At 72.1% G+C, this 21362-nt stretch carries 23 protein-coding genes and 1 pseudogene; 4 read left to right on the top strand and 20 right to left on the bottom strand.

What is annotated here, in order from left to right:
- Positions 1-154: 154 nt before the first annotated feature.
- The 3 genes from KO353_RS07430 to KO353_RS07420 form a co-directional block, all read right to left on the bottom strand.
- Positions 155-1033 carry a GNAT family N-acetyltransferase gene (locus tag KO353_RS07430; protein ID WP_235692100.1) on the bottom strand — a complete coding sequence of 293 codons (879 nt, stop codon included), beginning with the start codon at positions 1031-1033 and terminating at the stop codon, positions 155-157.
- Between the two features lie 54 nt (positions 1034-1087).
- Entirely contained in the window at positions 1088-1621 is a 534-nt protein-coding gene (locus KO353_RS07425; protein ID WP_218287063.1) for a Fur family transcriptional regulator, read from the bottom strand.
- A gap of 123 nt (positions 1622-1744) precedes the next feature.
- Positions 1745-2167 carry a MucR family transcriptional regulator gene (locus KO353_RS07420; RefSeq protein ID WP_218287062.1) on the bottom strand — a complete coding sequence of 141 codons (423 nt, stop codon included), beginning with the start codon at positions 2165-2167 and terminating at the stop codon, positions 1745-1747.
- Between the two features lie 88 nt (positions 2168-2255).
- Between KO353_RS07420 and KO353_RS07415 the strand changes: the two genes are divergently transcribed.
- Positions 2256-2546: a sulfurtransferase TusA family protein gene (locus tag KO353_RS07415; protein WP_218287061.1), complete on the top strand. Its 291-nt coding sequence runs from the start codon at positions 2256-2258 to the stop codon at positions 2544-2546.
- Here KO353_RS07415 and KO353_RS07410 read toward each other — a convergent pair.
- From KO353_RS07410 to KO353_RS07375, 8 genes are all read right to left on the bottom strand, one after another.
- On the bottom strand, positions 2530-2988 hold the full coding sequence (locus KO353_RS07410; protein ID WP_218287060.1) for a GNAT family N-acetyltransferase: 459 nt from the start codon (positions 2986-2988) through the stop codon (positions 2530-2532). The two genes, KO353_RS07415 and KO353_RS07410, sit on opposite strands and share 17 nt — an antisense overlap.
- Positions 2985-3626 carry a tRNA (adenosine(37)-N6)-threonylcarbamoyltransferase complex dimerization subunit type 1 TsaB gene (gene tsaB / locus KO353_RS07405; RefSeq protein WP_218287059.1) on the bottom strand — a complete coding sequence of 214 codons (642 nt, stop codon included), beginning with the start codon at positions 3624-3626 and terminating at the stop codon, positions 2985-2987. The genes KO353_RS07410 and tsaB overlap by 4 nt, the downstream gene beginning before the upstream one ends.
- A 3-nt stretch (positions 3627-3629) precedes the next feature.
- Positions 3630-4211, bottom strand: a complete 582-nt coding sequence (locus tag KO353_RS07400) for a malonic semialdehyde reductase (protein ID WP_218287058.1) — start codon at positions 4209-4211, stop codon at positions 3630-3632.
- A gap of 46 nt (positions 4212-4257) precedes the next feature.
- On the bottom strand, positions 4258-4818 hold the full coding sequence (locus KO353_RS07395; protein WP_218287057.1) for a NifU family protein: 561 nt from the start codon (positions 4816-4818) through the stop codon (positions 4258-4260).
- Positions 4819-4982: 164 nt separating this feature from the next.
- The gene (locus KO353_RS07390) at positions 4983-5279 is read right to left on the bottom strand and encodes a hypothetical protein (protein WP_218287056.1); all 297 of its coding nucleotides are present in this window, start codon (positions 5277-5279) and stop codon (positions 4983-4985) included.
- 144 nt (positions 5280-5423) lie between these two features.
- Positions 5424-5933 carry a universal stress protein gene (locus KO353_RS07385; RefSeq protein WP_218287055.1) on the bottom strand — a complete coding sequence of 170 codons (510 nt, stop codon included), beginning with the start codon at positions 5931-5933 and terminating at the stop codon, positions 5424-5426.
- An 11-nt stretch (positions 5934-5944) separates the two neighbouring features.
- Positions 5945-6637 carry a TIGR02186 family protein gene (locus KO353_RS07380; protein ID WP_218287054.1) on the bottom strand — a complete coding sequence of 231 codons (693 nt, stop codon included), beginning with the start codon at positions 6635-6637 and terminating at the stop codon, positions 5945-5947.
- 65 nt (positions 6638-6702) lie between these two features.
- Entirely contained in the window at positions 6703-7611 is a 909-nt protein-coding gene (locus KO353_RS07375; protein WP_218287053.1) for a sulfite exporter TauE/SafE family protein, read from the bottom strand.
- Positions 7612-8115: 504 nt separating this feature from the next.
- On the opposite strand from KO353_RS07375, the pseudogene KO353_RS17025 reads away from it, so the two are divergent.
- Both KO353_RS17025 and KO353_RS16390 read left to right on the top strand, forming a co-directional pair.
- Positions 8116-8271: pseudogene (locus tag KO353_RS17025) on the top strand (MBL fold metallo-hydrolase); the annotation flags it as partial.
- Positions 8272-8321: 50 nt separating this feature from the next.
- Positions 8322-8810: an MBL fold metallo-hydrolase gene (locus KO353_RS16390; RefSeq protein WP_268906219.1), complete on the top strand. Its 489-nt coding sequence runs from the start codon at positions 8322-8324 to the stop codon at positions 8808-8810.
- A 13-nt stretch (positions 8811-8823) separates the two neighbouring features.
- On the opposite strand, the gene KO353_RS07365 is transcribed toward KO353_RS16390, so the two are convergent.
- The 7 genes from KO353_RS07365 to mutS form a co-directional block, all read right to left on the bottom strand.
- Positions 8824-9753: an SAM-dependent methyltransferase gene (locus KO353_RS07365; RefSeq protein WP_218287051.1), complete on the bottom strand. Its 930-nt coding sequence runs from the start codon at positions 9751-9753 to the stop codon at positions 8824-8826.
- A gap of 23 nt (positions 9754-9776) precedes the next feature.
- Positions 9777-10790 (bottom strand): tryptophan--tRNA ligase, encoded by a 1014-nt coding sequence (gene trpS / locus KO353_RS07360; RefSeq protein WP_218287050.1) that lies wholly within the window; start codon positions 10788-10790, stop codon positions 9777-9779.
- A 67-nt stretch (positions 10791-10857) separates the two neighbouring features.
- Entirely contained in the window at positions 10858-12417 is a 1560-nt protein-coding gene (gene murJ / locus KO353_RS07355) for a murein biosynthesis integral membrane protein MurJ (protein ID WP_218287049.1), read from the bottom strand.
- Between the two features lie 28 nt (positions 12418-12445).
- Positions 12446-15295 (bottom strand): [protein-PII] uridylyltransferase, encoded by a 2850-nt coding sequence (locus tag KO353_RS07350; protein WP_218287048.1) that lies wholly within the window; start codon positions 15293-15295, stop codon positions 12446-12448.
- Positions 15296-15448: 153 nt separating this feature from the next.
- Complete coding sequence (locus KO353_RS17020; protein ID WP_407928222.1) at positions 15449-15532, bottom strand: PEP-CTERM sorting domain-containing protein; 84 nt, start codon at positions 15530-15532, stop codon at positions 15449-15451.
- 80 nt (positions 15533-15612) lie between these two features.
- Positions 15613-16020, bottom strand: a complete 408-nt coding sequence (locus tag KO353_RS16385) for a hypothetical protein (protein WP_235692061.1) — start codon at positions 16018-16020, stop codon at positions 15613-15615.
- A gap of 426 nt (positions 16021-16446) precedes the next feature.
- A complete protein-coding gene (gene mutS / locus KO353_RS07340; protein ID WP_235692060.1) occupies positions 16447-19080 on the bottom strand; it encodes a DNA mismatch repair protein MutS in 2634 nt (877 codons plus the stop codon).
- Between the two features lie 90 nt (positions 19081-19170).
- Here mutS and KO353_RS07335 point away from each other — a divergent pair, with 90 nt between their 5' ends.
- Positions 19171-19566, top strand: coding sequence for a VOC family protein (locus tag KO353_RS07335; RefSeq protein WP_218287046.1), 396 nt, complete (start codon positions 19171-19173; stop codon positions 19564-19566).
- 39 nt (positions 19567-19605) lie between these two features.
- Here the strand turns inward: KO353_RS07335 and modC are convergent, their stop codons facing one another.
- Together modC and modB are read right to left on the bottom strand one after the other, a co-directional pair.
- Positions 19606-20697 carry a molybdenum ABC transporter ATP-binding protein gene (gene modC, locus KO353_RS07330; RefSeq protein WP_218287045.1) on the bottom strand — a complete coding sequence of 364 codons (1092 nt, stop codon included), beginning with the start codon at positions 20695-20697 and terminating at the stop codon, positions 19606-19608.
- Complete coding sequence (gene modB / locus KO353_RS07325; protein ID WP_218287044.1) at positions 20690-21358, bottom strand: molybdate ABC transporter permease subunit; 669 nt, start codon at positions 21356-21358, stop codon at positions 20690-20692. The genes modC and modB overlap by 8 nt, the downstream gene beginning before the upstream one ends.
- Positions 21359-21362 lie beyond the last annotated feature (4 nt).

Here is a 21362-nt window from a genome sequence, read left to right as displayed (position 1 = left end):
ATGCTGCGCCCGGTCGCGCCCCCGCTCGCTCGCTCATGCCGCAGAGCCTCTTCATCCTGTGACCCGCCCTCAGCGATGGCATGCCGGTCCGGTATTTTCGGTTAAGGCCCGGCCCACAGGCTCGAGCGCGGCACCGCAGGGCGCGGCATCGGACTCAGCCCGGCGGGGCCGGGGCGCGGCCCTCGGCGTCGAGCGCGTCGCGCAGGCGGCGTTCGTAGTGGCGGTAGTACTTGTCGGTGACGAGGTCGGTCTTGACCACGACGCAGACGTCGGTGGTGTTGAACTGGTGGTCCACGACCGCCCCGTCGCCGACGAAGCCGCCGAGGCGCAGATAGCCCTTGATCAGCGGCGGCAGGGACGCGAGCACGGCGCGGTGATCGATCGCCTCGATCGGCAGCCGGTTCATCTCGACATGGAGATGCGGCAGGGCGCGCGGGCGGAGCGCAGGCGGCGCGAGATGGTTGTGCCAGAGATAGGCGAGCGGCGCGGCGAGCGCCTCGACATCGGTTCCATGCAGCGAGGCGCAGCCGAACATCAGGTCGATCCGGTGCCGGAACACATACGCCGCGATGCCGCGCCAGAGAAGCTGCAGCGTGCCGCGGGTTCGGTACTCGGCATCGACGCAGGAGCGGCCGAGCTCGAGCACCTCGCCGTCGAACGCGACAAGACGCGAGATGTCGTATTCTCCCGCCGAGTAGAAGCGGCCGACCCGCGCCGCCGCCTCCCGGCGCAACAGGCGGTAGGTGCCAACCACGCTCTCCGGCCCCTCGCCGCGGGCATGGTCGACCACGAGCAGATGGTCGGCGACCTCGTCGAAGGCGTCGTGGTCGAGCCGTGTGGCGGCGACCTCTTCGGTCGCGCGCGCCCCCATCTCCTCGTAGAACACGCGATAGCGGAGCGCCTCTGCGGCCTCGCGCTCCCAGGCCGAGGCGGCGAGCCGCACACCCAAGGTTTGCGACCGGATCTCGCCGAAGCCCGGGTCGTCGGCCGGCCGCGCCTCGCGGATCGCCTCGTTCCTCGTCGGCAGCGTCATCTCCTTCGACATGTCGGTCCCCTGCTGCGCGATGCCGAGGCGTCGCGTGTGCGCTCAGCGCTCGCCGGCGCCGCGCGGTGGCGGGGCGCGTCGGGCTCGGGCGAGCGGGATCGGACGGGCCGGGCGACGCGCCGCCGCCCGCGGCGGCTCGGCCCGCGGCTGGTCCTCTCGCGCCGCCTCGGCCTTCACACGTCGGCCGAACAGCTCGAGCCTTTGGCTCACCAGCGTGAAGCCGAGCCGCTCGGCGATCCGCTTGACCACCGCCTCATGCTCCTCGTCCTCGAACTCGATCACCTTTCCGGTGTCGACGTCGATCAGATGGTGGTGATGACCGCGATCCGTCGGGTCGTAGCGGGCGCGGCCCTCGCCGAAGTCGCGGCGCTCGAGGATCCCCTTCTCCTCGAGAAGCCGCACGGTTCGGTACACCGTGGCGATCGAGATCCGCGGGTCGATCGCGATGGCGCGGCGGTAGAGCTCCTCGACGTTCGGATGGTCCGTCGCCTCGGAGAGCACACGGGCGATGATCCGGCGTTGGCCGGTCATCTTCACGCCGCTCTCGATGCAGAGCCGTTCGATCCGGTTTTCCATCAGCCCTCCTCGGCGAGGTGCGCTCCGGACGGACACCCCGGCTGTCGGAACGCCCTATAGCAGAGAGAAGCCGCCCTGTCCCCTAGAGCGGGTTCTGGAGTGAGCGCCCTGGGCCCCGGCCGGTCAGCTGCGGCGCCCGGCCGCGGCGCGCGCCTTGGTGCCGAGGCCGATCTTCTTGGCAAGCGTGGAGCGGTGCTTGGCGTAGTTCGGCGCGACCATCGGGTAGTCGGGCGGAAGCTGCCAACGCTCGCGATACTGCTCGGGCGTCATGTTGTAGGCGGTCTTCAGATGCCGCTTCAGCATCTTCAGCTTCTTCCCGTCCTCGAGACAGATGATGTAGTCGGGGTGGACGGACTTCTTGATCGGCACCGCAGGTTGCGGCCGCTCGGGCTGCGCCGGCGCCTTGCCCACGGCGGCGAGCGTGGCGTAGACCTGCTGGATCAACCCAGGCAGATCCGACACGGCGACGCTGTTGTTGCTGACATGGGCCGAGACGATCTCGGCCGTCAGTTCCAGGAGATTCGGCTCCGCTCCGTCGGCCTGCATTGCAACTCTGCCCTCTCTTGCCGTTCGCCGCGTTGTATAGACCTCGGATCGAAGCCCTGCAACACTCCTCTTTCCCGTAGGTGTCGAAATGCAAGCGAATTCTGACGAAACCGCCCCAAGACCAGCACCGGCGCCAGATGTGGCACTGGACATCACCGGCGAGATCTGCCCGATGACCTTCGTGCGCACGCGAATTCTGCTCGACCGCTCGCCCCCCGGAGCTCTCCTGCGGATCCGGCTGCGCGGCCGCGAGCCGCTCGCCAACGTGCCGCGAAGCGCCCGCGAGCTCGGCCACACGGTCGTTTCGCTCGAACCCGAGGCGCCGGGGGCGTCGGCCGAGACCGACCCCTGGATCCTCACGCTCAGGAAGACGGGGTGAGGTGTTTCGCGAGCACGAGCGCATCCTCCCCGCTCGGATAATAGGCGGGCCTGCGCCCGACCGGGGCGAAGCCGAGCGCGGCGTAGAGCGCCCGCGCCGCAGCGTTGCCCTCGGCCACCTCGAGGAACAGACGCCGCGCCGCCGCCGCCTCGGCACGCTCTTCGGCCGACGTGACAAGCCGACGCGCCACCCCCTTGCGCCGGTGCGCCGGAAGCACGGCAAGCGTCAGGATCTCCGCCTCGTCGGCGGCGAGGCCGAGCAGAAGCAGCCCCGCCGGTTCGCCGGCCACGGTCGCGATCAGGGTGCGGCGTCCCGGGGTCGCGCAGAGCGCGGCGAAGGCGGCCTCGTCCCAAGGGGAACCAGCCTCGCCGATGCCCCCCTTGTGCAGCGCCGCGCACAGGGCGGCGGCCTCGGCCCCCGCCTCCGAGACAGCGACGCTCACGCGGCCGGTTCGGGGCGAAGGCCCGAGGCGGGGCGGGCCGCCGGCGGGTCGAGATAGAGCGGCAGCGGCTCAAGCGGCGCCAGCCTCCCGGCGAGCCGGGCGGCCGCCAAGGGGGCGAGATCGCGCGCCCGCGGCAGGGCTTGGCGCTCCGCCTCCGGTGCGTCCCCCACGGTGAGGGCGCCGGGCGCGATGTGGCCGGCGAGCGCCGAGGCCGCGACCGCGGCGGGGGCCCCGAGCGCCCGCGGCAGGCCCGAGGCGGCCTCGAACACCTGTACGAAGCGGTGGCCGCGTCGGCTGTCGATCAGCACCGCGACCGTCGCCTGCGCGGCATGCGGCAGGGCGAGCGCCTCGGCCGTGGTGACCGCGACGAACGGAACGCCCGCCCCGTCGGCGATGCCGTGTGCGAGCGATAAGGCAGCGCGGATCCCCGTGAAGCCCCCGGGGCCGACCGTCGCGGCGACGGCATCAAGAGCGGGCGGCCTGATCCTCGCGTCGGCGAGCACCCGCTCGGCGAGCACGGCGATCGCCTCCGCCTGCCCCTGCCCGCCCTCGGCGTCGGCTTCGGCGAGCACGGCGTCGCCGCCGACCAAAGCCGCGCCGGTGCGCGCGAGCGAGGCGTCGAGGCAGAGGATCAGCACGGCTCAGAGGACCTTGCAGGCCTCGTCGAAGGAGAGTCGCGGATCGCGCGGTCGGGTCACGGCCATGTCGCCGACGCCGATGTTGATCAGGAGGTTGGAGCGTATGGTCGTGCCGGAGAAGAAGGCCCGGTCGACCGCGTCGTTGTCGAAGCCGCTCATCGGCCCCGCATCGAGCCCCACCGCGCGGCAGGCGAGAATCAGATAGGCCGCCTGGAGCGTGCCGTTGCGGAAGGCTGTGACCTCGGCAAGGGCCGGGTTCTCGGCATACCAGTCGCGCAGCGGCACGTGCGGATAGAGACGCGGGAAGAGGTCGTAGAACGCGAGGTCGTGGCCGACGATCGCGGTGACCGGTGCGGCCATGGTGCGCTCGACGTTGCCCGGGCTGAGGGCGGGGCGGAGCTTCTCCTTCGCCTCCGCGCTCATCAGAAACAGAACGCGGGCGGGCGAGCAGTTCGCCGAGGTCGGCCCCATCCGCGCAAGCTCCCAGATCCGGCGGAGGTCCTCCTCGGTGACCCGCGCACGCGTCCAGGCGAGCGGCGTGCGCGCCTCCCGAAACAGGCGGTTCAGCGTCCAGTCATCGAGCACGGCGTTCTCCCCTGCGGAGGGGGAGACGCTACAGCGCGGGGCGTTGCTACTCCACCGCCTGCACCGCGACCACCTCAGGCACGTAGTGCTTCAGCATGTTCTCGATGCCGTGCTTGAGCGTCGCCCGCGAAGAGGGGCAGCCGGAGCAGGAGCCCTGAAGCCGCAGGTGCACAACCCCATCCTCGAACTTGCGGAACACGATGTCGCCGCCGTCCATCGCCACGGCGGGGCGGACGCGGGTGTCGATCAGCTCGCGGATCTGGGCGACGATCTCCCGATCCTCCGGCCTGACCTCGACCTCCTCCTCCGCGGCCTCAGCCGCTCCTTCGATCACCGGCTTGCCGGAGACGAAATGGTCCATGATCACGCCGAGGATCTGCGGGCGAAGCACTTGCCAGTCGGCGTCCCAGTCCTTCGTGACGGTGACGAAGTCGGTGCCGAGGAAGACCCGGCTCACGCCGGGAAGGGCGAACAGGGCCTGTGCGAGCGGGCTCTGTGCGGCGGCTTCGGCGGAGGGGAAATCGGCCGTGCCGGAGGGCATGACCTCGCGGCCGGGCAGGAACTTCAGCGTGGCGGGGTTCGGCGTGCCCTCGGTCTCGATAAACATGGTGTGCTCCGTTCAGGCTCCGCCCCGGAGCGGGCGACGGCATCGCTGTCAGGGAGCGGGCGCCGCGCCAATCCGGACCATGCGGGTCCTCTTTTCCAGTCCGCGAATGATGTGCGCGCGCGGGCCGATAAGGTCAACCCGGTCCGGTCTGCGGCCCGGGCGGCTCAGGCCTCCTCCGCTGCGGCGAGCGCCTCGGCTTCGGTCTCGAACACCCCCTCGACGGCCACGACGGGAAGCGGCAGCCGCGCCCGCTCGGTGAGTGCCACCCAGGCGGTCTCGCCCGAGGAGGCTGTCAGCGGCAGGACGGCCCAGGGGAAGCGCGCCCGTCCCGTGCGCCGTGCGGCACGGAACAGGTCGGGCGCGATCAGCTCGAGACGTTCGGCATCGTGCTCGTCGAGGTCCTGGCCGGAGAGGGCGGAGTCGATCACCCGGTCGAACAGGGCCTGGAGGTCGCTGGACATGCGGGGCGGATGCGCACGCGCCTCGGCGCTGTCAAGCGGAGCATGTGTGTTGCCCCGTCGCGCTGCGCTTGGGCGTGTCTCCACCCTCACTCTGGCCGCTCCCGCCGGGGGCAGCCCGCCTCGCGCCGCGCCCTCCCGAGAGGATCACGCCACCGTCTCGAGTTCCTCCTCTGTCAGCGTGCCTGGGACGATCACGAGCGGGATGCGGAGCTGGCGGTTATAGCGGCCGGTGAGCGCGCTGATCAGCGGCCCAGGCCCCTCGGCCGCCCCGGAGGAGGCGAGCACGAGGACGGAGATTCCCGGCTCCTCGGCGAGGAGCTTGAGGAGCTCCTCGCGCGGGTCGCCCTCGCGCAGATACACCACCGGCATCTGGCCGGTGATGCGGTTCACCTCCGCCGCGAGCCCCTGAAGCAGCTGCTCGGCTTCGGCGCGACGCTCCTCGCGCATCATCTCGGCGATGTTTGCCCATTCCGCCTGGCCGACCGGCTCGGTCACGCGCAACAGAGCCACGCGCCCGCCGCCGCGCAGAGCGCGCAAGGAGGCATAGCGCAGGGCGACCGCCCGTTCGGGGCTGTCATCGACCACCACGAGGAAGGTGCGGGCGCGGCGCGCCGCTGCAGGATCGTGGCCGGACGGCGTGGGTTCCGTGCTCATGGGAGGCGACTCTAGCGCCGGAATAGCACGCTGCCGAGCCAGCCGGCGGCCGCGGCGAGCAGGACGGCGGCGATGCCGTAGGCGAGCGGCTGGTCATGGGCGATCCGCCAGATCTCGGCCGAGGTGCCGGAGCGCACCACCGTCAGCGGCAGGTCGCGTGTGGCCATCACCCGCCCGTCGCGCACGAGCAGGATCTCGACCCGGTAGGGGCCCGGGATCACGGCGGGGGGCAGGAACAGCCGGGCGGAGAACAGCCGGTCGCCGACGAGGCGCACCCCGCCCGGGTCCTCGCTGTACAGGCGCAAGCCCGATTTCAGCTCGATCAGCGCCTGGCGGAAGCTCGGGTCCTCGATCTTGCCGCGCGGGCTGAGCGGCAGCGAGGCAAGCCCGAGCCGAAGCCGTCGCCGCTCCTCGGCCGAGAGGATCGTCTCCACCGGCCGGGTCGAGGCGAGGGCATAGAAGGAGGGGGCGGCCTCGAACTGCTCGGAGGGTCCGTTGAGCCAGATCCCGGCAATGCGCACCTTGCGACGCACCACCACCGGAGCGTTCGGCCCGCGCAGGGTGACGATGATGTCCGCGCCCGGGCCGGCCGCGTCGCCGGTCGCGGTGCCGAACACGATCAGCTCGGCGCCGGCAAAGCCCGTGGTCACCGCAACCTCGCGCTGGGAGAGTTCGGCGAGCAGGCTCTGGGCCGCGGCCGGCACCGGAGCGAGCGAAACGAGGAGCGCGAGCCACAGGTGCCGTGCTCGCGCAGAGAGCCGGCACGCCCTCACAGCAGCGGCCCGAGGCTGTAGAGCGCCTCGGGCCGCCGCACGAGCCCGACCAGGAGCTCGACCGCGACCGCGAGCACAAGCAGCCCGAGCAGGCCGCGCGTCTCCTCCCCGCGCAGGCGCGAGCCGAGGGCCGCGCCGAACTGCGCCCCCGCCACGGCCCCGACCATCAGAAGGAGCGAGAGCACGATATCGACGCTCTGCGTCGAGACGGCCTGAAGCACCGTCACGGCGGCGGTGACGAACACCACTTGGAACAGGCTCGTGCCGATCACCACACCGGTCGGCATGCCGATCAGGTAGATCATCGCCGGCACGAGCACGAAGCCGCCGCCCACCCCCATCATCGCCGACAGAAGGCCGATGCCGAATCCGAGCAAAGCCGGGGGGATGACGGAGATGTAGAGGCGGGACTGGCGGAACCGAACCTTCAGCGGCAGGCCGTGCATCCAGAAATGCTCGTGCAGCCGGCGCCGGAGTTGCCTCCGCCGGCGCAGGATCGCGCGCACGCTCTCGGCCACCATCAGCCCGCCGACGATGCCGAGCACCACCACGTAGAACACTGCCACCACGAGGTCGAGCTGGCCCAACTGCCGCACGAGCGCGAAGGCCTGCACACCGAGGGCGGAGCCGGCGAGCCCTCCCGCCGTCAGCACAACCCCCATCCGGAGATCGACATTGCCGCGACGCCAGTGCGCGATCAGCCCCGACACCGAGGTGCCCATGGTCTGGTTGGCGGAGGTAGCCACCGCGACGGAGGAGGGGATGTCGATGAAGATCAAAAGAGGCGTCATCAGGAAGCCGCCGCCCACCCCGAACAGCCCTGACAGAAGGCCGACGGCGAGCCCGATGCCGACCACGACGAAGGCATCGACCGACATCTCCGCAATCGGCAGATAGACCTGCATGCCCTGGCTCAACTCCCCGGCGGCGCCTCTGCCCTTCGAGCGGGTGCAGTCGAACGCCGATGCGCGGAAGGAACAAGCCGAAAACGGCGTGAGCATGGCCGCGCACGGCGCAGGGCAGACGCTTTGCGGTTGCGGAACCGTGTGTTGCAGCCCCCTCTCGCCGGCGCGACTCTGAACCGTTCGCACGCGCGGAGGGAGGGTTCGGATGGACGGGATGACGAACGGCCGCAGGGGCGTGTTCGGAGCGGCGGCGATGGCATGGGCCGCGGGAGCCTCGGCTGACGCCGTGGCGGCGCCGGCGCAAGTGGGCACGCGTGCCCTTGGCTTCCACCGCGTGCGCGTGGGCGAGATCGAGGTCACGGCGCTGCTTGACGGCGGCATGCAGGGAACGAACGAGGGGATCGCCCGCTTCTTCCCCGACAGCACGCTGGAGACAACCGCTCCGTTGCGCGAGCGCGCCTTCTTCGACCCGCGGGGCCTTCACCAGCCGGTCGCTGCTACCTCGTCAACACCGGGCGGTCGCTCTTCATGGTCGATTGCGGCGCGCATTCCTCGTTCATCCCGACGACGGGCGGGGCGCTCGCCGCGCTGCGCGCCTCGGGTTATGTGCCCGAACAGGTCGAGGCGGTGCTTCTGACGCATATCCACCCCGAGCATACCCTCGGCCTCTCCTACGACGGCACGACACGGAACTTCCCGACGCGGAGGTGGTGGTCGCTGACGCCGACCACCGGTTCTGGACCGACCCGACGATGGAGCGGCGCGTGCCGCAGGGGCGGAGGTTCATCGAGGCGGCACGGCGCGCGATCCGCCCCTATGCGGGGCGGATCCGTACCTTCGCCATCGACCGCGAGGTCGAGGTCCTGCCCGGCGTGTTCAGCGTGCCCGCTCCGGGCCACACGCCCGGGCATGTGAGCTACCGCTTCTCGTCCGGCAACGAGACGATGCTGATCTGGGGCGACATCGCGCACCAGACGGTGATCCAGCTCGCGCGGCCACGCTGGCGCGTCGGCGTCGACGTCGACCAGGCGATGGGCGTGGAGAGCCGCCTGCGCACGCTCGAGATGCTCGCCCGCGAGCGGATCCTCGTCGGCGGGGTGCATGTGCCCTGGCCCGGCTTCGGCCGCGTTCTGGCCGACGGCGAGGGCTATCTCTGGGTGCAGCGGCCCTGGCAGCTCGGGCTCGGGCCGATCGGCTGAACGGAGAGACGGCTCAGCCGGGGGACTGCCAGGTGACCGTGAGCTCGTGCCGGTTGTGCCAGAGGTGGCGCACGGAAGCGCCCGGAATCGCCGCCGCCTCGTCGGCCACCGCATGGTCTCCCTCGCCCTGGAACTTCAGCGTGCAGACGATCCGCCGCGCCGCCCCGGCGGCGATCCAGGCCCGCAGAAGCCGCAGTATCCGCTTCGGGTAGGCGACCACGTCGCACACGAGCCAGTCCGCAACACCGTTCTCGGCGCGCCAGCGCTCGGGCGCGATCGCAAACGCGCTCTGCCGCAGCACCGTGACACCCGGCATCGCGGCGATCGCGGGCTCGAGCGGCGCCTTGTCGACGGCGATGACGCGCGCGCCGAGACGCGCGAGCGCCCAGGTCCAGCCCCCCGGAGAGGCGCCGAAATCGAGGCAGGTCTCGCCAGGGTGCGGCCAGCGGCGCCAGAGCGCGAGCGCCTCCCAGAGCTTGAGATAGGCGCGCGAGGGCGGGCCCTCGCGGTCCTCGACGAAGCGTGCCTCGCCATTCGGGAAGGGCGAGGTGCAGGCGGGGCTTGCGAGCAGAAGCCACGGCTCGAGCAGGGTGAAGGAGCCGAGCGGAGAGGCGGGCGCCGCCGCCGGGAAGGCAAGGGGCTTTGCCGAGACATGCGGAAGGCGGGCGGTGATCAGCGCCGCCCTCCGGTAGTGGGCCGGTGCGTAGGCCGCCCAGTTCCGCCCGAGCGCGCGCAGGCGCTTCGCCGCCTCGCCGATCGAGGCGATCGGGATCGCCTCGGGCGCCGTCCAGGTGTTCAGCGCCCAGGCGGCCGGCACAGGCGGGTCTGGGCTGAGCGCGAGCCGCCCGTGCCATGCCTCGACCGACGCGCCGCGCCGGGCGAGCTCCTCGGCAAGCGGCGCCTCGAACCCCTCGGCCGCGAGATAGGCCGAGCGCACCGCCATCGCGCGCGGCCGCGGGGCCCCGCCTAGACCCTGAGGAACCCGACCGCGTCCTCGACCTCGGCGATGGTCGGGGCGGCGAGAGCACGGGCGCGCTCCGCCCCGCGCTTCAGGATCGCCTCCACCGCTCCCGGCTCGGCGAGCAGCCTTCGCATCTCGGCCGCGATCGGCGCAAGCGAGGCGACGAGCAGGTCGGTCAGCGCCGCCTTGAAGGCGCTGAACGGCTTGCCGCCATGCTCAGCGAGCACCGCTGACGGGTGGAGGTCGGCAAGGCCCGCGTAGATGCCGACGAGGTTGCGCGCCTCCGGCCTTCCCTCGAGCCCCGCCTCCTCTGAGGGCAGGGGTTCGGGGTCGGTCTTGGCACGGCGGATCTTGAGCGCGATCGCATCCGCATCGTCGGTGAGGTTGATCCGCGACTGGTCGGAGGCGTCGGACTTCGACATCTTCTTCATCCCGTCGCGGAGGCTCATCACCCGCGCGGCGGGGCCGAGGATCACGGGCTCGATCTCGGGGAACACCGCCCGGCCGGTGTCGTGGTTGAACTTCTTCGCGATGTCGTTGGCGAGCTCGAGATGCTGCTTCTGGTCCTCGCCGACGGGAACGCGCGTGGCCTTGTAGGCGAGGATGTCGGCCGCCATCAGGTTCGGATAGACGTAGAGGCCGGCCGAGGCCGCCTCGCGGTCCTTGCCCGCCTTGTCCTTGAACTGCGTCATCCGGTTCAGCCAGCCGATCCTGGCCACACAGTTGAACACCCAGGCGAGCTGGGCATGCGCCGGCACGGCGGACTGGTGGAAGACGATGTGCTTCTCCGCATCGATGCCGCAGGCGATCATCGCCGCCGCCACCTCGCGCGTCGCGCGGCGGAGCTCCGCCGGGTCCTGCCAGACGGTGATGGCGTGGAGGTCGACCACGCAGAAGAGGCACTCGTGGTCATGCTGCAGCTTCACCCAGTTGCGTATGGCGCCGAGATAGTTGCCCAAGTGCAGGTTCCCGGTGGGCTGCACACCCGAGAAGACGCGGGGAAGCGTGTGCGTGGTCATGCGCTCTCTCTGTCCTGATGGAGGGGACGGGATCGGGCGGCGCGTATCCCGCGCGGCGGCGGGGCGGTCAAGGCCGCGGAGTGCGATCGCGCCGGCGACGCAGATAGGCTTTGATCTCGGCGGGGTGGGCGGCGCGCAAGGCGAGCGCAAGCGCCGCGTAGGCCGCGGCCCCGAGCCCGAGCAGGCCCGCGAGGGCGCCCCAGCGGTAGAGGCGCAGCGCGAGCAGGTCATCGAACAGCACCGCCCGCGCGCCCCACAGCGTGAGCCCCATCAGCGCGGCGGCGAGCAGAATGCGCGCGCCGCGCGACAGTAGCCGCGCATCCTCGCGCCACCGCCCCTGGCGGCGGAGCAGCCAGGCGAGCGCCCCGGCATTCGCCCACGCCGCGAGCGAGGTCGCGAGCGCGATGCCAACATGGCCGAGCGGGCGCACCAGGGCGAGGTTCAGAGCGAGGTTCAGCGCCACGCAGCCGGCCGCGACCTTCACCGGTGTCGCCGTGTCGCCGCGGGCGAAGAAGCCCGGGGCGAGCACCTTGACGAGAACGAAGGCCGGCAGGCCGAGCCCGTAGGCGGCGAGCGTGCGGGCGGTCGCCACCGACGCCTCCGCCCCGAAGGCGCCGCGTTCGAACAGGACGGAGACGATCGGCAGGGCGGCCGCGATCAGCCCGGCCGCCGCCGGCAGGGTGAAGAGAAACGCGAGCTCGATCGCCCGGTTCTGCGTCTCTTTCGCACGCGCCTCCTCGCCGGTGCGCAGCTGGCGCGACAGCGCGGGCAACAGAGCGGTGCCCACCGCGGTGCCGATCACCCCGAGCGGGAGCTGCGCCACGCGGTCGGCATAGTAGAGGAAGGCGATCGCCCCCTCCGGCAGCAGGCTCGCGATGATCACGTCGATCATCAGGTTGATCTGTGTCACGCCTGCCCCGATCGCGCCCGGGATCATGCGCCTGAGCAGGGTGCGCACCTCGGGCGTCAGCCGCGGCGGGGGCAGGGCGAGCGGCAGGCCGGCGCGCGCGACCGCGGCGGCGAGCAGCAGAAGCTGGGCGACGCCTGCGGCCGCCACGCCCCAGGCGAGGCCGTGCGCCCCGCCGAGGCCAAGCACGGGGGCGAGGAACAGGCCGGCGATCAGGCAGAGATTGAACAGCACCGGCGCCGCGGCCGCGGCGACGAAGCGGTCGAGCCCGTTCAGCACGCCCGAGAGCAGCGCGACGACCGAGATCAGGAGGAGGTAGGGGAAGGTGATGCGGGTGAGCTCGACGGCAAGGCCGAAACGATACGCCTCGTCCACGAAGCCCGGGGCGAGCAGCGTCATTGCCTCGGGCATGAAGAGAATGGCGAGAAGCGTCAGCACGGCGAGCGCGGCGATCAGCACCGAGAGCGCGCCCTCGGCCACCCGCCTGGCTGCCGCCGCGCCCTCGCCCGCGAGCGCGCCGGCGAAGAGCGGCACGAAGGCGGCGGCGAAGGCCCCCTCGCCGAACAGGCGCCGGAACACGTTGGGCAGTTTCAGCGCGACGAAGAAGGCATCCGCCTCCGCGCCGGCGCCGAGCCGCGCGGCGATCGCGATGTCGCGCCCGAAGCCGAGGACGCGGGAGAGCGCCGTCCAGGCGCCGACGGTCAGGACATTGCGCAACACGGAACGATCGGGGGGCGGACCTATTGCCTCAGGCGGGCCCGGCGGCGCTGCGCCGGCGCGGCACGCCGCCGCCCGGCAGGGCCGCCGCCGCGGGCTGCGAGGGAGGCTCGAGCGCGGCGAGCAGCGCCTCCTTCAATTGCGCGAGCTTGCGCTCGTTCTCGATCTTGAGCCCGAACACGTCCTTGACGTAGAACACGTCGACCGCGCGCACCCCGTAGGTGGTCACGTGCGCCGAGGCGATCTGCACGCCCTGCTCGCTCATCGCCGCCGTCACGTCGTGCAGGAAGCCCGGCCGGTCGCGCCCGTTCACCTCCACCACCGTGTGCGTGGCCGAGGCGTGGTTGTCGATCACCACGCGCGGGGGGACGTGGATCGCGCGCATGCGCGGTGAGGGCGGGCGTGCCTTGCGGATCTCCTCGGCGATCCTGAGCCGGCCCGACAGCGCCTGCTCGATCAGCACCGAGAGGCGGGCGATCCGGTGCGGCGCGTCGAAGGAGCCGCCGGCGGCGTCCTGGATCCAGAACGTGTCGAGCGCCATGCCGTTCGTCATCGTGTGGATCCGCGCATCGACGATCGAGGCGCCCGCGACCGCGAGCGCTCCCGCCACCTTCGAGAACAGGCCCGGGTGGTCGGCCGCGTAGACGGTGACTTCCGTGACGCCGCGATCGGCGAGCACGAGGGTGCGGATCGCGAGCGGATCGCGTCCCGCCTCGCGCACGAGGCGGGCGTGGCGCACATGTGTGGCTGGGTCGAAGCCGAGCCAGTAGCCGGGATAGCCGAGCGCCATGAAGGCCTCGATCTCGGCCTCGCTGAAGCCCTCCGCCGCGAGCGCCGCTCGGGCCGCCGCGCGGGCGCGGGCGACGCGGGCGTCGCGCTCCGGCACGTTCAGCCCGCCCGCGAGCACCTCGGCCACGCGCCAGTAGATCTCGCGCAAGAGTGTGGCCTTCCAGTTGTTCCACACCTTGGCCGAGACGGCGCGCATGTCGGCAACCGTGAGGATCTGCAGGAGCCTGAGCCGCTCGGGGCTTTGCACGAGCTCGGCGAGATCGAGGATCGTCTTCGGGTCGTCGATGTCGCGCTTGAACGCCGTCTGGCTCAGCACGAGGTGGTGCAGCACGAGCCACGACGCGGTCTCGGTCTCCTCCGCCGAGAGCCCGAGCCGCGGCCCGAGCTCCTGGGTGATCGCCGCGCCGAGCTCGGAATGATCCCCCTCGCGCCCCTTGGCGATGTCGTGCAGCATCATCGCCACATAAAGGGCGCGGCGCGACTGCACCTGGCCGATCAGGGCCGAGGCGACGGGGGCGATGTCGGCAAGCGCGCCGCGCTCGAGATCGTTGAGCACGCGGACCGCTTCGATCGTGTGCTCGTCGACCGTGAAGACGTGATAGGTGTCGAACTGCATCTGGCCGACGATCCTCGCCCAGTCTGGGATGAAGCGGCCGAGAATGCCGGCGAGGTTGAGCGTGCCGAGCCAGCGCGCGCCGTCGGCCCGCGCGGGCGAGTCCGCCGGGCCCGAGAGAAGGTCAAGGAAGATCGCGTTCGCCTCCCGGTCCTCGCGCAGCCGCGCCGCAAGCCGGGCGTTCCGGACGAGCCCGCGCAGCGTGAGCGGGTGGAGCTCCTTGCCCGAATCGCGCGCCACCTTCAGCGCGCGGAACATCAGGATCGGCTCCTCGGCGAAGCTCCGACCCGGGGCGAGCACAACCTTGTTCTCGAGCAGGGCGAAGCCAGCCGCCTCGAGAGCGGGCGTGGTGTCAGGCTGCACGGCGGGCTCGCCGAGCGCGGCGCGCTCGATCGCGGGCTCGACCGTGAGCGTCAGCCGGCGCACCTCGCGCGCGGTCAGGAAGTAGTGCTTCATGAACCGCTCGACGCCCTGCACCGGGCCGTGCCGCGTGTAGCCCATCGCCGCGCCGATCACCGGTTGGAGGTCGAAGGTCAGCCGCTCCTCGGCGCGGCCGGTGGCGTAGTGCAGGTGGAACCGCACCGACCAGAGGAAGGCAGCGGCGCGCCGCCAGGCACGGGCCTCGTCCTCGCCGATCAGCCCGGCGGCGGCGAAGGCGTCGGGGCTGTCTGCGCCGGTGACATAGCGGGCCATCCAGAACAGGGTCTGCAGGTCGCGCAGGCCGCCTTTGCCGTCCTTGACGTTCGGTTCGACGAGGAAGGCGTTGTCGCCGAACTTCCGGTGCCGCTCCTCGCGCTCAGCGCGCTTGGCGGCGAAGAAGGCGGCCGCGCCGTTCTGCGCGCAGTCCTGCCGGAAGCGGTCGCGGAACGCATCGAACAGGGCGCGGTCGCCGTCGATGAAGCGGGCGTCGATCAGGCTCGTGAACACGGTGGCGTCCGACCGCGCCTGAGCGATGCACTCGTCGAGCGAGCGCGTGGCGTGGCCGACCTTCAGCCCGAGATCCCACAGGAAGTAGAGCATGAACTCGACCACCTGCTCAGTGCGCGGCGGCTCCTTCCACGGCGTGAGGAAGAGCAGGTCGATGTCTGAGAAGGGGGCGAGCACGCCGCGGCCATAGCCCCCGGTGGCGGCGAGCGCGAGCGCCTCGCCGGCGGAGGAGATGCCGGGGGGGAAGACGATGGTGGTGGTCCAGCGGTGCAGGGCGCGGATCAGCCGGTCCATGCCGGCGGCGAGCTGTCGGGCGGCCGACACCCCGTCCATCCCCTGCTCGAAGCGATGCTTGGTGTCGGCCTGAAGCCGGCCGAGCTCGCGCCGGAACAGGGCGAGCGCGCGGTCGCGCTTTACGCCGCCGTCGAGGCCACCGGGCTCGGTCGAGGCGCGCAGCGCGGCGAGCTCGGCAAGCAGCGGGTCGGCGCCCGCCGTGGCTGGCGGCTCACTCCGTCCGGCGCCGTCGCCGCCACCGTCCACGCGCTGATCCATGGGCTAGTTTAGGCATGTCCGGCCGTCCGGAAGAAGGGGGAGCCGCGCTCAGTTCTCCCTGCGCGAGAACGGGCGGATCGCCCGCCCGAAGAAGACGGGGGTGGCGAGCCGCCTCGCCACCCCCGGAGAGCGCGTGACCCCAGTCGCCCCGGTTCAGAGCGCGCGTCGGCGTCGCGCGGCGAAGCCAAGCCCGATCAGGCCGGCGCCGAGCAGGCCGAACGTGGCGGGCTCGGGGATGGCGGTGGCGGCGAGCCGGAGGAACGCGTAGTTGGAGTTGTCGCGCGTGGTGTCGTTCGCGACGAACGGCGTCGTTAGCCTCAGTTCGGTGATGTATCGGTCCCGAACGGACTGTCGAAGCGGAAGATGCCGCGACTGAACGGCGTCTCCGGGGTCACCGACCCGAGCCCGTCCGAGGTGAACGCCCCAGGCGCGGTTGGGTTGGCGCTGTTGCTCAGCGTCAGCGCGTAGGTCGTGCCGTCGCCGGTGATGTGGGCCACCTCCTGCGGTGGGTCGTTCGCGAACCGGTTCTCGGCGTAGAGGAAGAGGATCGCGAGCTCGTCGATCCGCGCCGGCATCGCGAAGGTGAAGGTCATCGCTTCCGAGAACAGGATCTCCCGGTTCGCGCCGGCGGTGGCGTTCGTGCCGGGATCGCGCGCAAAGTCGACGCCAAGCCCGGTGCCGCCATTGAACGTATGGGTCGAGAGCGTCGCTGGGTTCTGGAACACGACGAGCCCCTGCGATGCTGCCTGCGCCGCATTGCCGCTCGCGCTGATGGTGACGCCGTTGACGACGCAAGCCGTCGCCCCGACGCACCCTGCCGCCGTCCAGCCGGCCTGGTTGATGATGATCGACGCCTAGGCGGCGCCGCCGGCTGCAAGCCCGTCAAGCACCGTGGCCCCGAGAAGAAATCGCGTCAGTCGAACTAACCCCTCCATCGTGATCGGGCCCTGCCCGATCGAGTGACGTCAAGACAGCTCCCGGCTGTCCGGCGCCCAGCTGATGCAACCGCTGCGCCAGAGGCGAGGCGCCAGCATATTCAAGCGCTTGCTGGGGGGCGCCCTGCACGCCGAGCCGCAGTGTAAAAAACTCGACGAAACGATCAAATCTCGACACACGCGTGCCTGGACATGTGTAAAAGAATCCGACGCCCCCTATCCGACGCCCTCTGACGCATCCGGCGCCTTCAGCATCGCCTTCAGCCGGACGAGCAGGGCGTGCGCCTCGCGCGGGGAGAGGGAATCGGGGTCTGCCGCCTCGAGGGCGGCGAGCACCGGGGTCAGGGCGGGCGGCGGCGGGGCACGGGGGGCGGCGGCGAACAGCGGCAGCTCCTCGGCAAGCGGCGTCAGCCCGCGCGCCCGCTCCTCAAGGGCGGCGAGCACCTGCGCCGCCCGCGCCGTCACCTCCCGCGGCAGCCCGGCGAGCCGCGCGACCGCGATTCCCCAGGACCGGTCCGCGGCACCGGGGCGGATCGCGTGCAAAAACACGACCTCGCCCCGCCACTCGCGGGCGCCGAACTGGGCAAGGCGAAGCTCCGGCAGGCGCGGGGCGAGAGCGGTCAGCTCATGGAAATGGGTCGCGAACAGCGCCCGGCAGCGCAGCCGGTCATGCAGCGCCTCGAGCACCGCCCAGGCGATGGCGAGCCCGTCCCAGGTCGCCGTCCCCCGCCCGATCTCGTCGAGGATCACGAGCGACGCCGGAGTGGCCTGGTTCAGGATCGCGGCCGTCTCGACCATCTCCACCATGAAGGTCGAACGGCCGCGCGCGAGGTCATCGGAGGCGCCGACCCGGCTGAACAGACGATCGACGATGCCAATCCGCGCCGACCTGGCCGGCACGAACAGCCCGGCCTGGGCGAGGATGGCGATCAGCGCGTTCTGCCTCAGGAAGGTCGACTTCCCCGCCATGTTCGGGCCGGTGATCAGCCACAGCCGCCCGCCAGGGGAGAGATCGACCCCGTTGGCGACGAAACTGCCGCCCGCTGCCGCAAGCGCCGCCTCCACCACCGGGTGCCGCCCTTCCTCGACCACGAAGGCCCTGTCCGCAGTGATCTCGGGCCGCGACCAGCCTTGGGCCTCGGCAAGCGCGGCGGTGGCGGCGGCGACGTCGATCGCGGCGAGCGCCTCCGCCGCGTCGGCAATCCCCCCCGCTTCCCCCCGAACCGCCTCGGCGAGAGCGGCGAGCAGCGCCGCCTCGCGCGCCTCCGCCTCGGCCCCCGCGGCGGCGATCCGTGAATCGAGCTCGGCGAGCTCGGTGGTGACGAAGCGCATCGTGCCCGCCATGGTCTGGCGGTGGGCGAGGCCCGGGATCGGCGGCGGGTCGGCTTCGCGCAGCCTCAAGCCCGCCGCCTCCGGCACCTCGGCGAAGTAGCCGAGCTGTGCGGTGTGCCGCACGCGCAGAGCGCCGATCCCGGTGGCGGCCCGATAGGCGGCCTCGAGCCCGGCGACGACGCGCCGGCTGTCGTCGCGCAAGGCGCGCGCGGCATCGAGTGCGTCATCGTAGCCGGGCGCGATCGCTTCCCCCTCCGTGGCCTTCAGCGGCGGGTTCGGCACGAGCGCCCGGCGCAAACGCTCGGCGAGCGGAGGGGCGGGGTCGAGCGCCGCCTCGGCCCGGGCAAGAAGCGTCGGCCGCGGCAGCGTGGCGGCAGCGAGGATCGCCTGCACCGCGCGGGCGGCGTCGAGCCCGTCGCGGATCGCGGCGAGATCGCGCGCCCCGCCGCGGCCGAGGCCGATCCGGCCTAAGGCCCGTGCCATGTCGGGGGCGCGGCGGAGCGCGGCGCGAACGTCGTCCCGCGTGCCCGGGTCGGCGAGGAAGAACCCGGCGGCGTCGTGCCGCGCGGTGATCACGGCCGAAAGCGTGGAGGGGGCGGCGATCCGGGCGGCGAGAAGCCGCGCGCCTGCCGCCGTCACCGTCCGGTCGATCACCTCGAGCAGGCTCCCTTCCCCTGGGGTCAGGCCGAGGCTTCGTCGGGTGGCGACATCGATCGCCATCGTCGTGCCCGCGGTCTCGCGTCGAAGCGGCGACAGAAGCGGCAGCCGCCCGGCCTGGGTCGACCGCACATAGTCGATGATTGCGCCTGCGGCGGCGAGCTCGGCCGGCGTGAAACTGCCGAACCCCTCGAGGGTCGCGACACCATAGGCCTCGGCGAGGCGTCGCTCTGCCGGGCCCGGCCGGAAGCGCGACGCGGGAAGCGCGACGAGGCGATCCTTCCACGGCGCAAGCGCCGCCTCCGACGCCTGCTCCTCGGCGACAAGCAGCTCCGCCGGCTCGAGCGCGGCCAGTGCCCCGGCGAGGTCGCGCGCAGGAAGGCTCCGGCAGGCGAAGGCGCCGGTGGAGACGTCTGCCCAGGCGAGCCCGAGCAGGCCGTCCTCGCCGGGCGGAGAGGCGGCGGCGATCCAGGCCGAACGGCCCGGCTCGAGAAGTGACTCCTCGGTGACGGTGCCGGGGGTGACGACGCGCACCACAGCGCGCGGCAGCGGGCCGCGATGGCCGCGCGCCTTCGCCTCCTCCGGCGTCTCGGTCTGTTCGACGATGGCGACCCTGAAGCCGCGGCGGATCAGGCGCGCGAGATAGGGCTCGGCGTTCGCGGCCGGCACGCCGCACATCGGCACGGGCCTGCCGGCATGCTCGCCGCGGGTCGTCAGCGCGATGTCGAGCACAGGCGCGGCGGCTTCGGCGTCTTCGAAGAAGAGCTCGTAGAAATCCCCCATGCGAAAGAACAGGAGCGCATCGGGGTGCGCCGCCTTGGCGGCGAACCACTGCGCGAACATCGGGGTCGGGGCCGGCATGGCGCGGCACGGTGGCGGGGCGGGCGTGGCGGCGCAAGCCCGTGCTAGGCTCGCGCGAGGGACGCTGGAGCAGGCGACGGGAGGACGAGGATGCGGCTTAAGGGCCTCGACCACATGACGATCAACTGCGCCGTGGGTGACCTCGCCCGGGTGCGCGACGTCTACATCGCCGCCCTCGGTCTCGCGGAAGGGCCGAGGCCGGACTTCCCCTTCCCCGGGCACTGGCTCTACCTCGACGGCAAGCCGGTGGTTCACCTTGCCGGTCGGGCGAGCATCGCCGAGGGAACGATGGGCCCGGCGAAGGGCAGTGCGGGCTTCGACCATGTGTCCTTCACCGCCTTTGGGCTCGAGGCGGCGCGGCAGCGCCTCGCCGACGCTGGGATCCCGTTCGAGGAGGCGCCGGTTCCGGGCTTCCCGCTGCACCAGATCTTCCTCACCGATCCGCTCGGGCAGAAGATCGAGCTCACGTTCTCGACCGAAGCGTGAGGCGGCAGGGGGCGCCTTCACGCCGACACCCCCTCGGCCTCACCGTGCGGGGCGCGTGACCGCGACCGATTTCACGAGAGCGACCACGGGAGAGCCGGGGGAGAGACCGAGGCGCTCAACGGCGTCCTGCGTCACCTGCGCCGCAAGCATCACCGGCCCGACGGCGACCGACACGGCCACCGTCCCGGGCGCACCCGGAGCGAGGCTCGCGACCGTGCCGCGGAGAGCGTTGTGCACGGAGAGGCCCTCCGGCAAACGGTCGGCGAGGATCACGTCGCGGGCGGGGATACGCACCCGGAGACGCGCGCCGATCGCGGCGTCGAGAACGGGGCAGAGAAGCGGGCCGGCCGGGGTGTCGAGCCGCGTCAGGCCGCGCTCGGGCAGGTGCTCGGCAACCGTGGCGTCGAGCACCGTTCCGGGCTCCGCCGCCGCGGCGATCACCGCGATGTCGGTGCGCGCGGCGACGGCGCCGACATCGCCCTCCGCCACGATCCGCCCGGCCTCGAGGACGAGCACGCGGTCGGCAAGCCGCGCCACCTCGTCGAAGTCGTGCGTCACAAGCAGGATGGGGCAGGCGAGGCGCGCGCGCAGCCGCTCGACCTCGGCATAGAGGGACAGCCGGACCGCGCGGTCGAGCGCCGCGAAGGGCTCGTCGAGCAGGAGCACGGCCGGGTCGCGCGCAAGCGCCCGGGCGATCGCCACACGCTGCCGTTGCCCGCCGGAGAGCTCGGCCGGGCGTCGGTCGGCGAGCCCCTCGAGCCCGACCGCGGCGAGCAGGGCGAGCGCCTCGGCCCGGCGCCGTGCCGTGGGCCGGTGGCCGAGCGCCGCCGCCACGTTCCCCAACGCTGTCATGTGCGGGAACAGGGCATAGTCCTGAAACACGAGGCCGACGGCGCGCCTGTGGGGGGGTAGGAACGTGTCGCTTTCGGAACAGAACCACACGGCTTCGCCCGCGGCTATCCGCCCCGCCTTCGCCCGGAACAGCCCCGCGATGGCGCGCAGCACGGTGGTCTTGCCCGCCCCGGACGGCCCGAACAGCGCCGCCACCTCGCCCGGAGCCAGCGTGAAGGCGAGGTCGAGCGGGATCGGCCCCTCCTGCCTGAGCCTGACCGCGAGTGCCGCCTCACCCATGGCGTCGGCCGATCCGTCGCGCGAGCGTGTTGGTGACGGCGAGCGCGAGCACGGACAGCGCGAGCAGCGTCGCGGCCATGATGCCGGCGCCGCGGTCGTCGAACGCCTGAACCCGGTCATAGATCGCGATCGCGACCGTCCGCGTCTCGCCCGGGATCGAGCCGCCGACCATCAGCACCACGCCGAACTCGCCGATCGTGTGTGCGAAGGCGAGCACAATGCCGGTGACGAGGCCTGGCCAGGCGAGCGGCAGCTCGATTCGCAGGAACACCTGCCAGGGGCTCAAGCCCGACACCGCCCCCGCCTCGCGCACCGAGGGCTCGATCGACTCGAAGGCGCGCTGCGCCGGCTGCACCGCGAAGGGGATGTTGACGAGGATCGAGGCGAGCAGCAGCCCCTCGAAGGAGAAGGCGAGAAGCCTCCCCGTCACCGCCTCGAAAGCGGCGCCGAGCGGGCTGTCGCGGCCGAAGGCGAGCAGCAGGTAGAAGCCGACCACGGTGGGCGGAAGCAGAAGCGGCAACGCAACGAGCGCCTCGGCCACGCCCTTGCCCCGGAAGCTGCGATAGGCGAGCACGCGGCCGAGCCAGAGGGCGAGCGGGGCGAGGCCCACGACCGTGCCGAGGCCGAGCTCGGCCGAGAGCAGGAACGCCTCCCAGTCCATTCCC

This window comes from Elioraea tepida (genome assembly GCF_019203965.1).
In the GTDB taxonomy this organism is placed as follows: Bacteria; Pseudomonadota; Alphaproteobacteria; order Acetobacterales; family Acetobacteraceae; genus Elioraea_A; species Elioraea_A tepida.
Note: the sequence above shows the minus strand (reverse complement) of the source record. Positions and strands in the feature narration are given on the sequence as shown.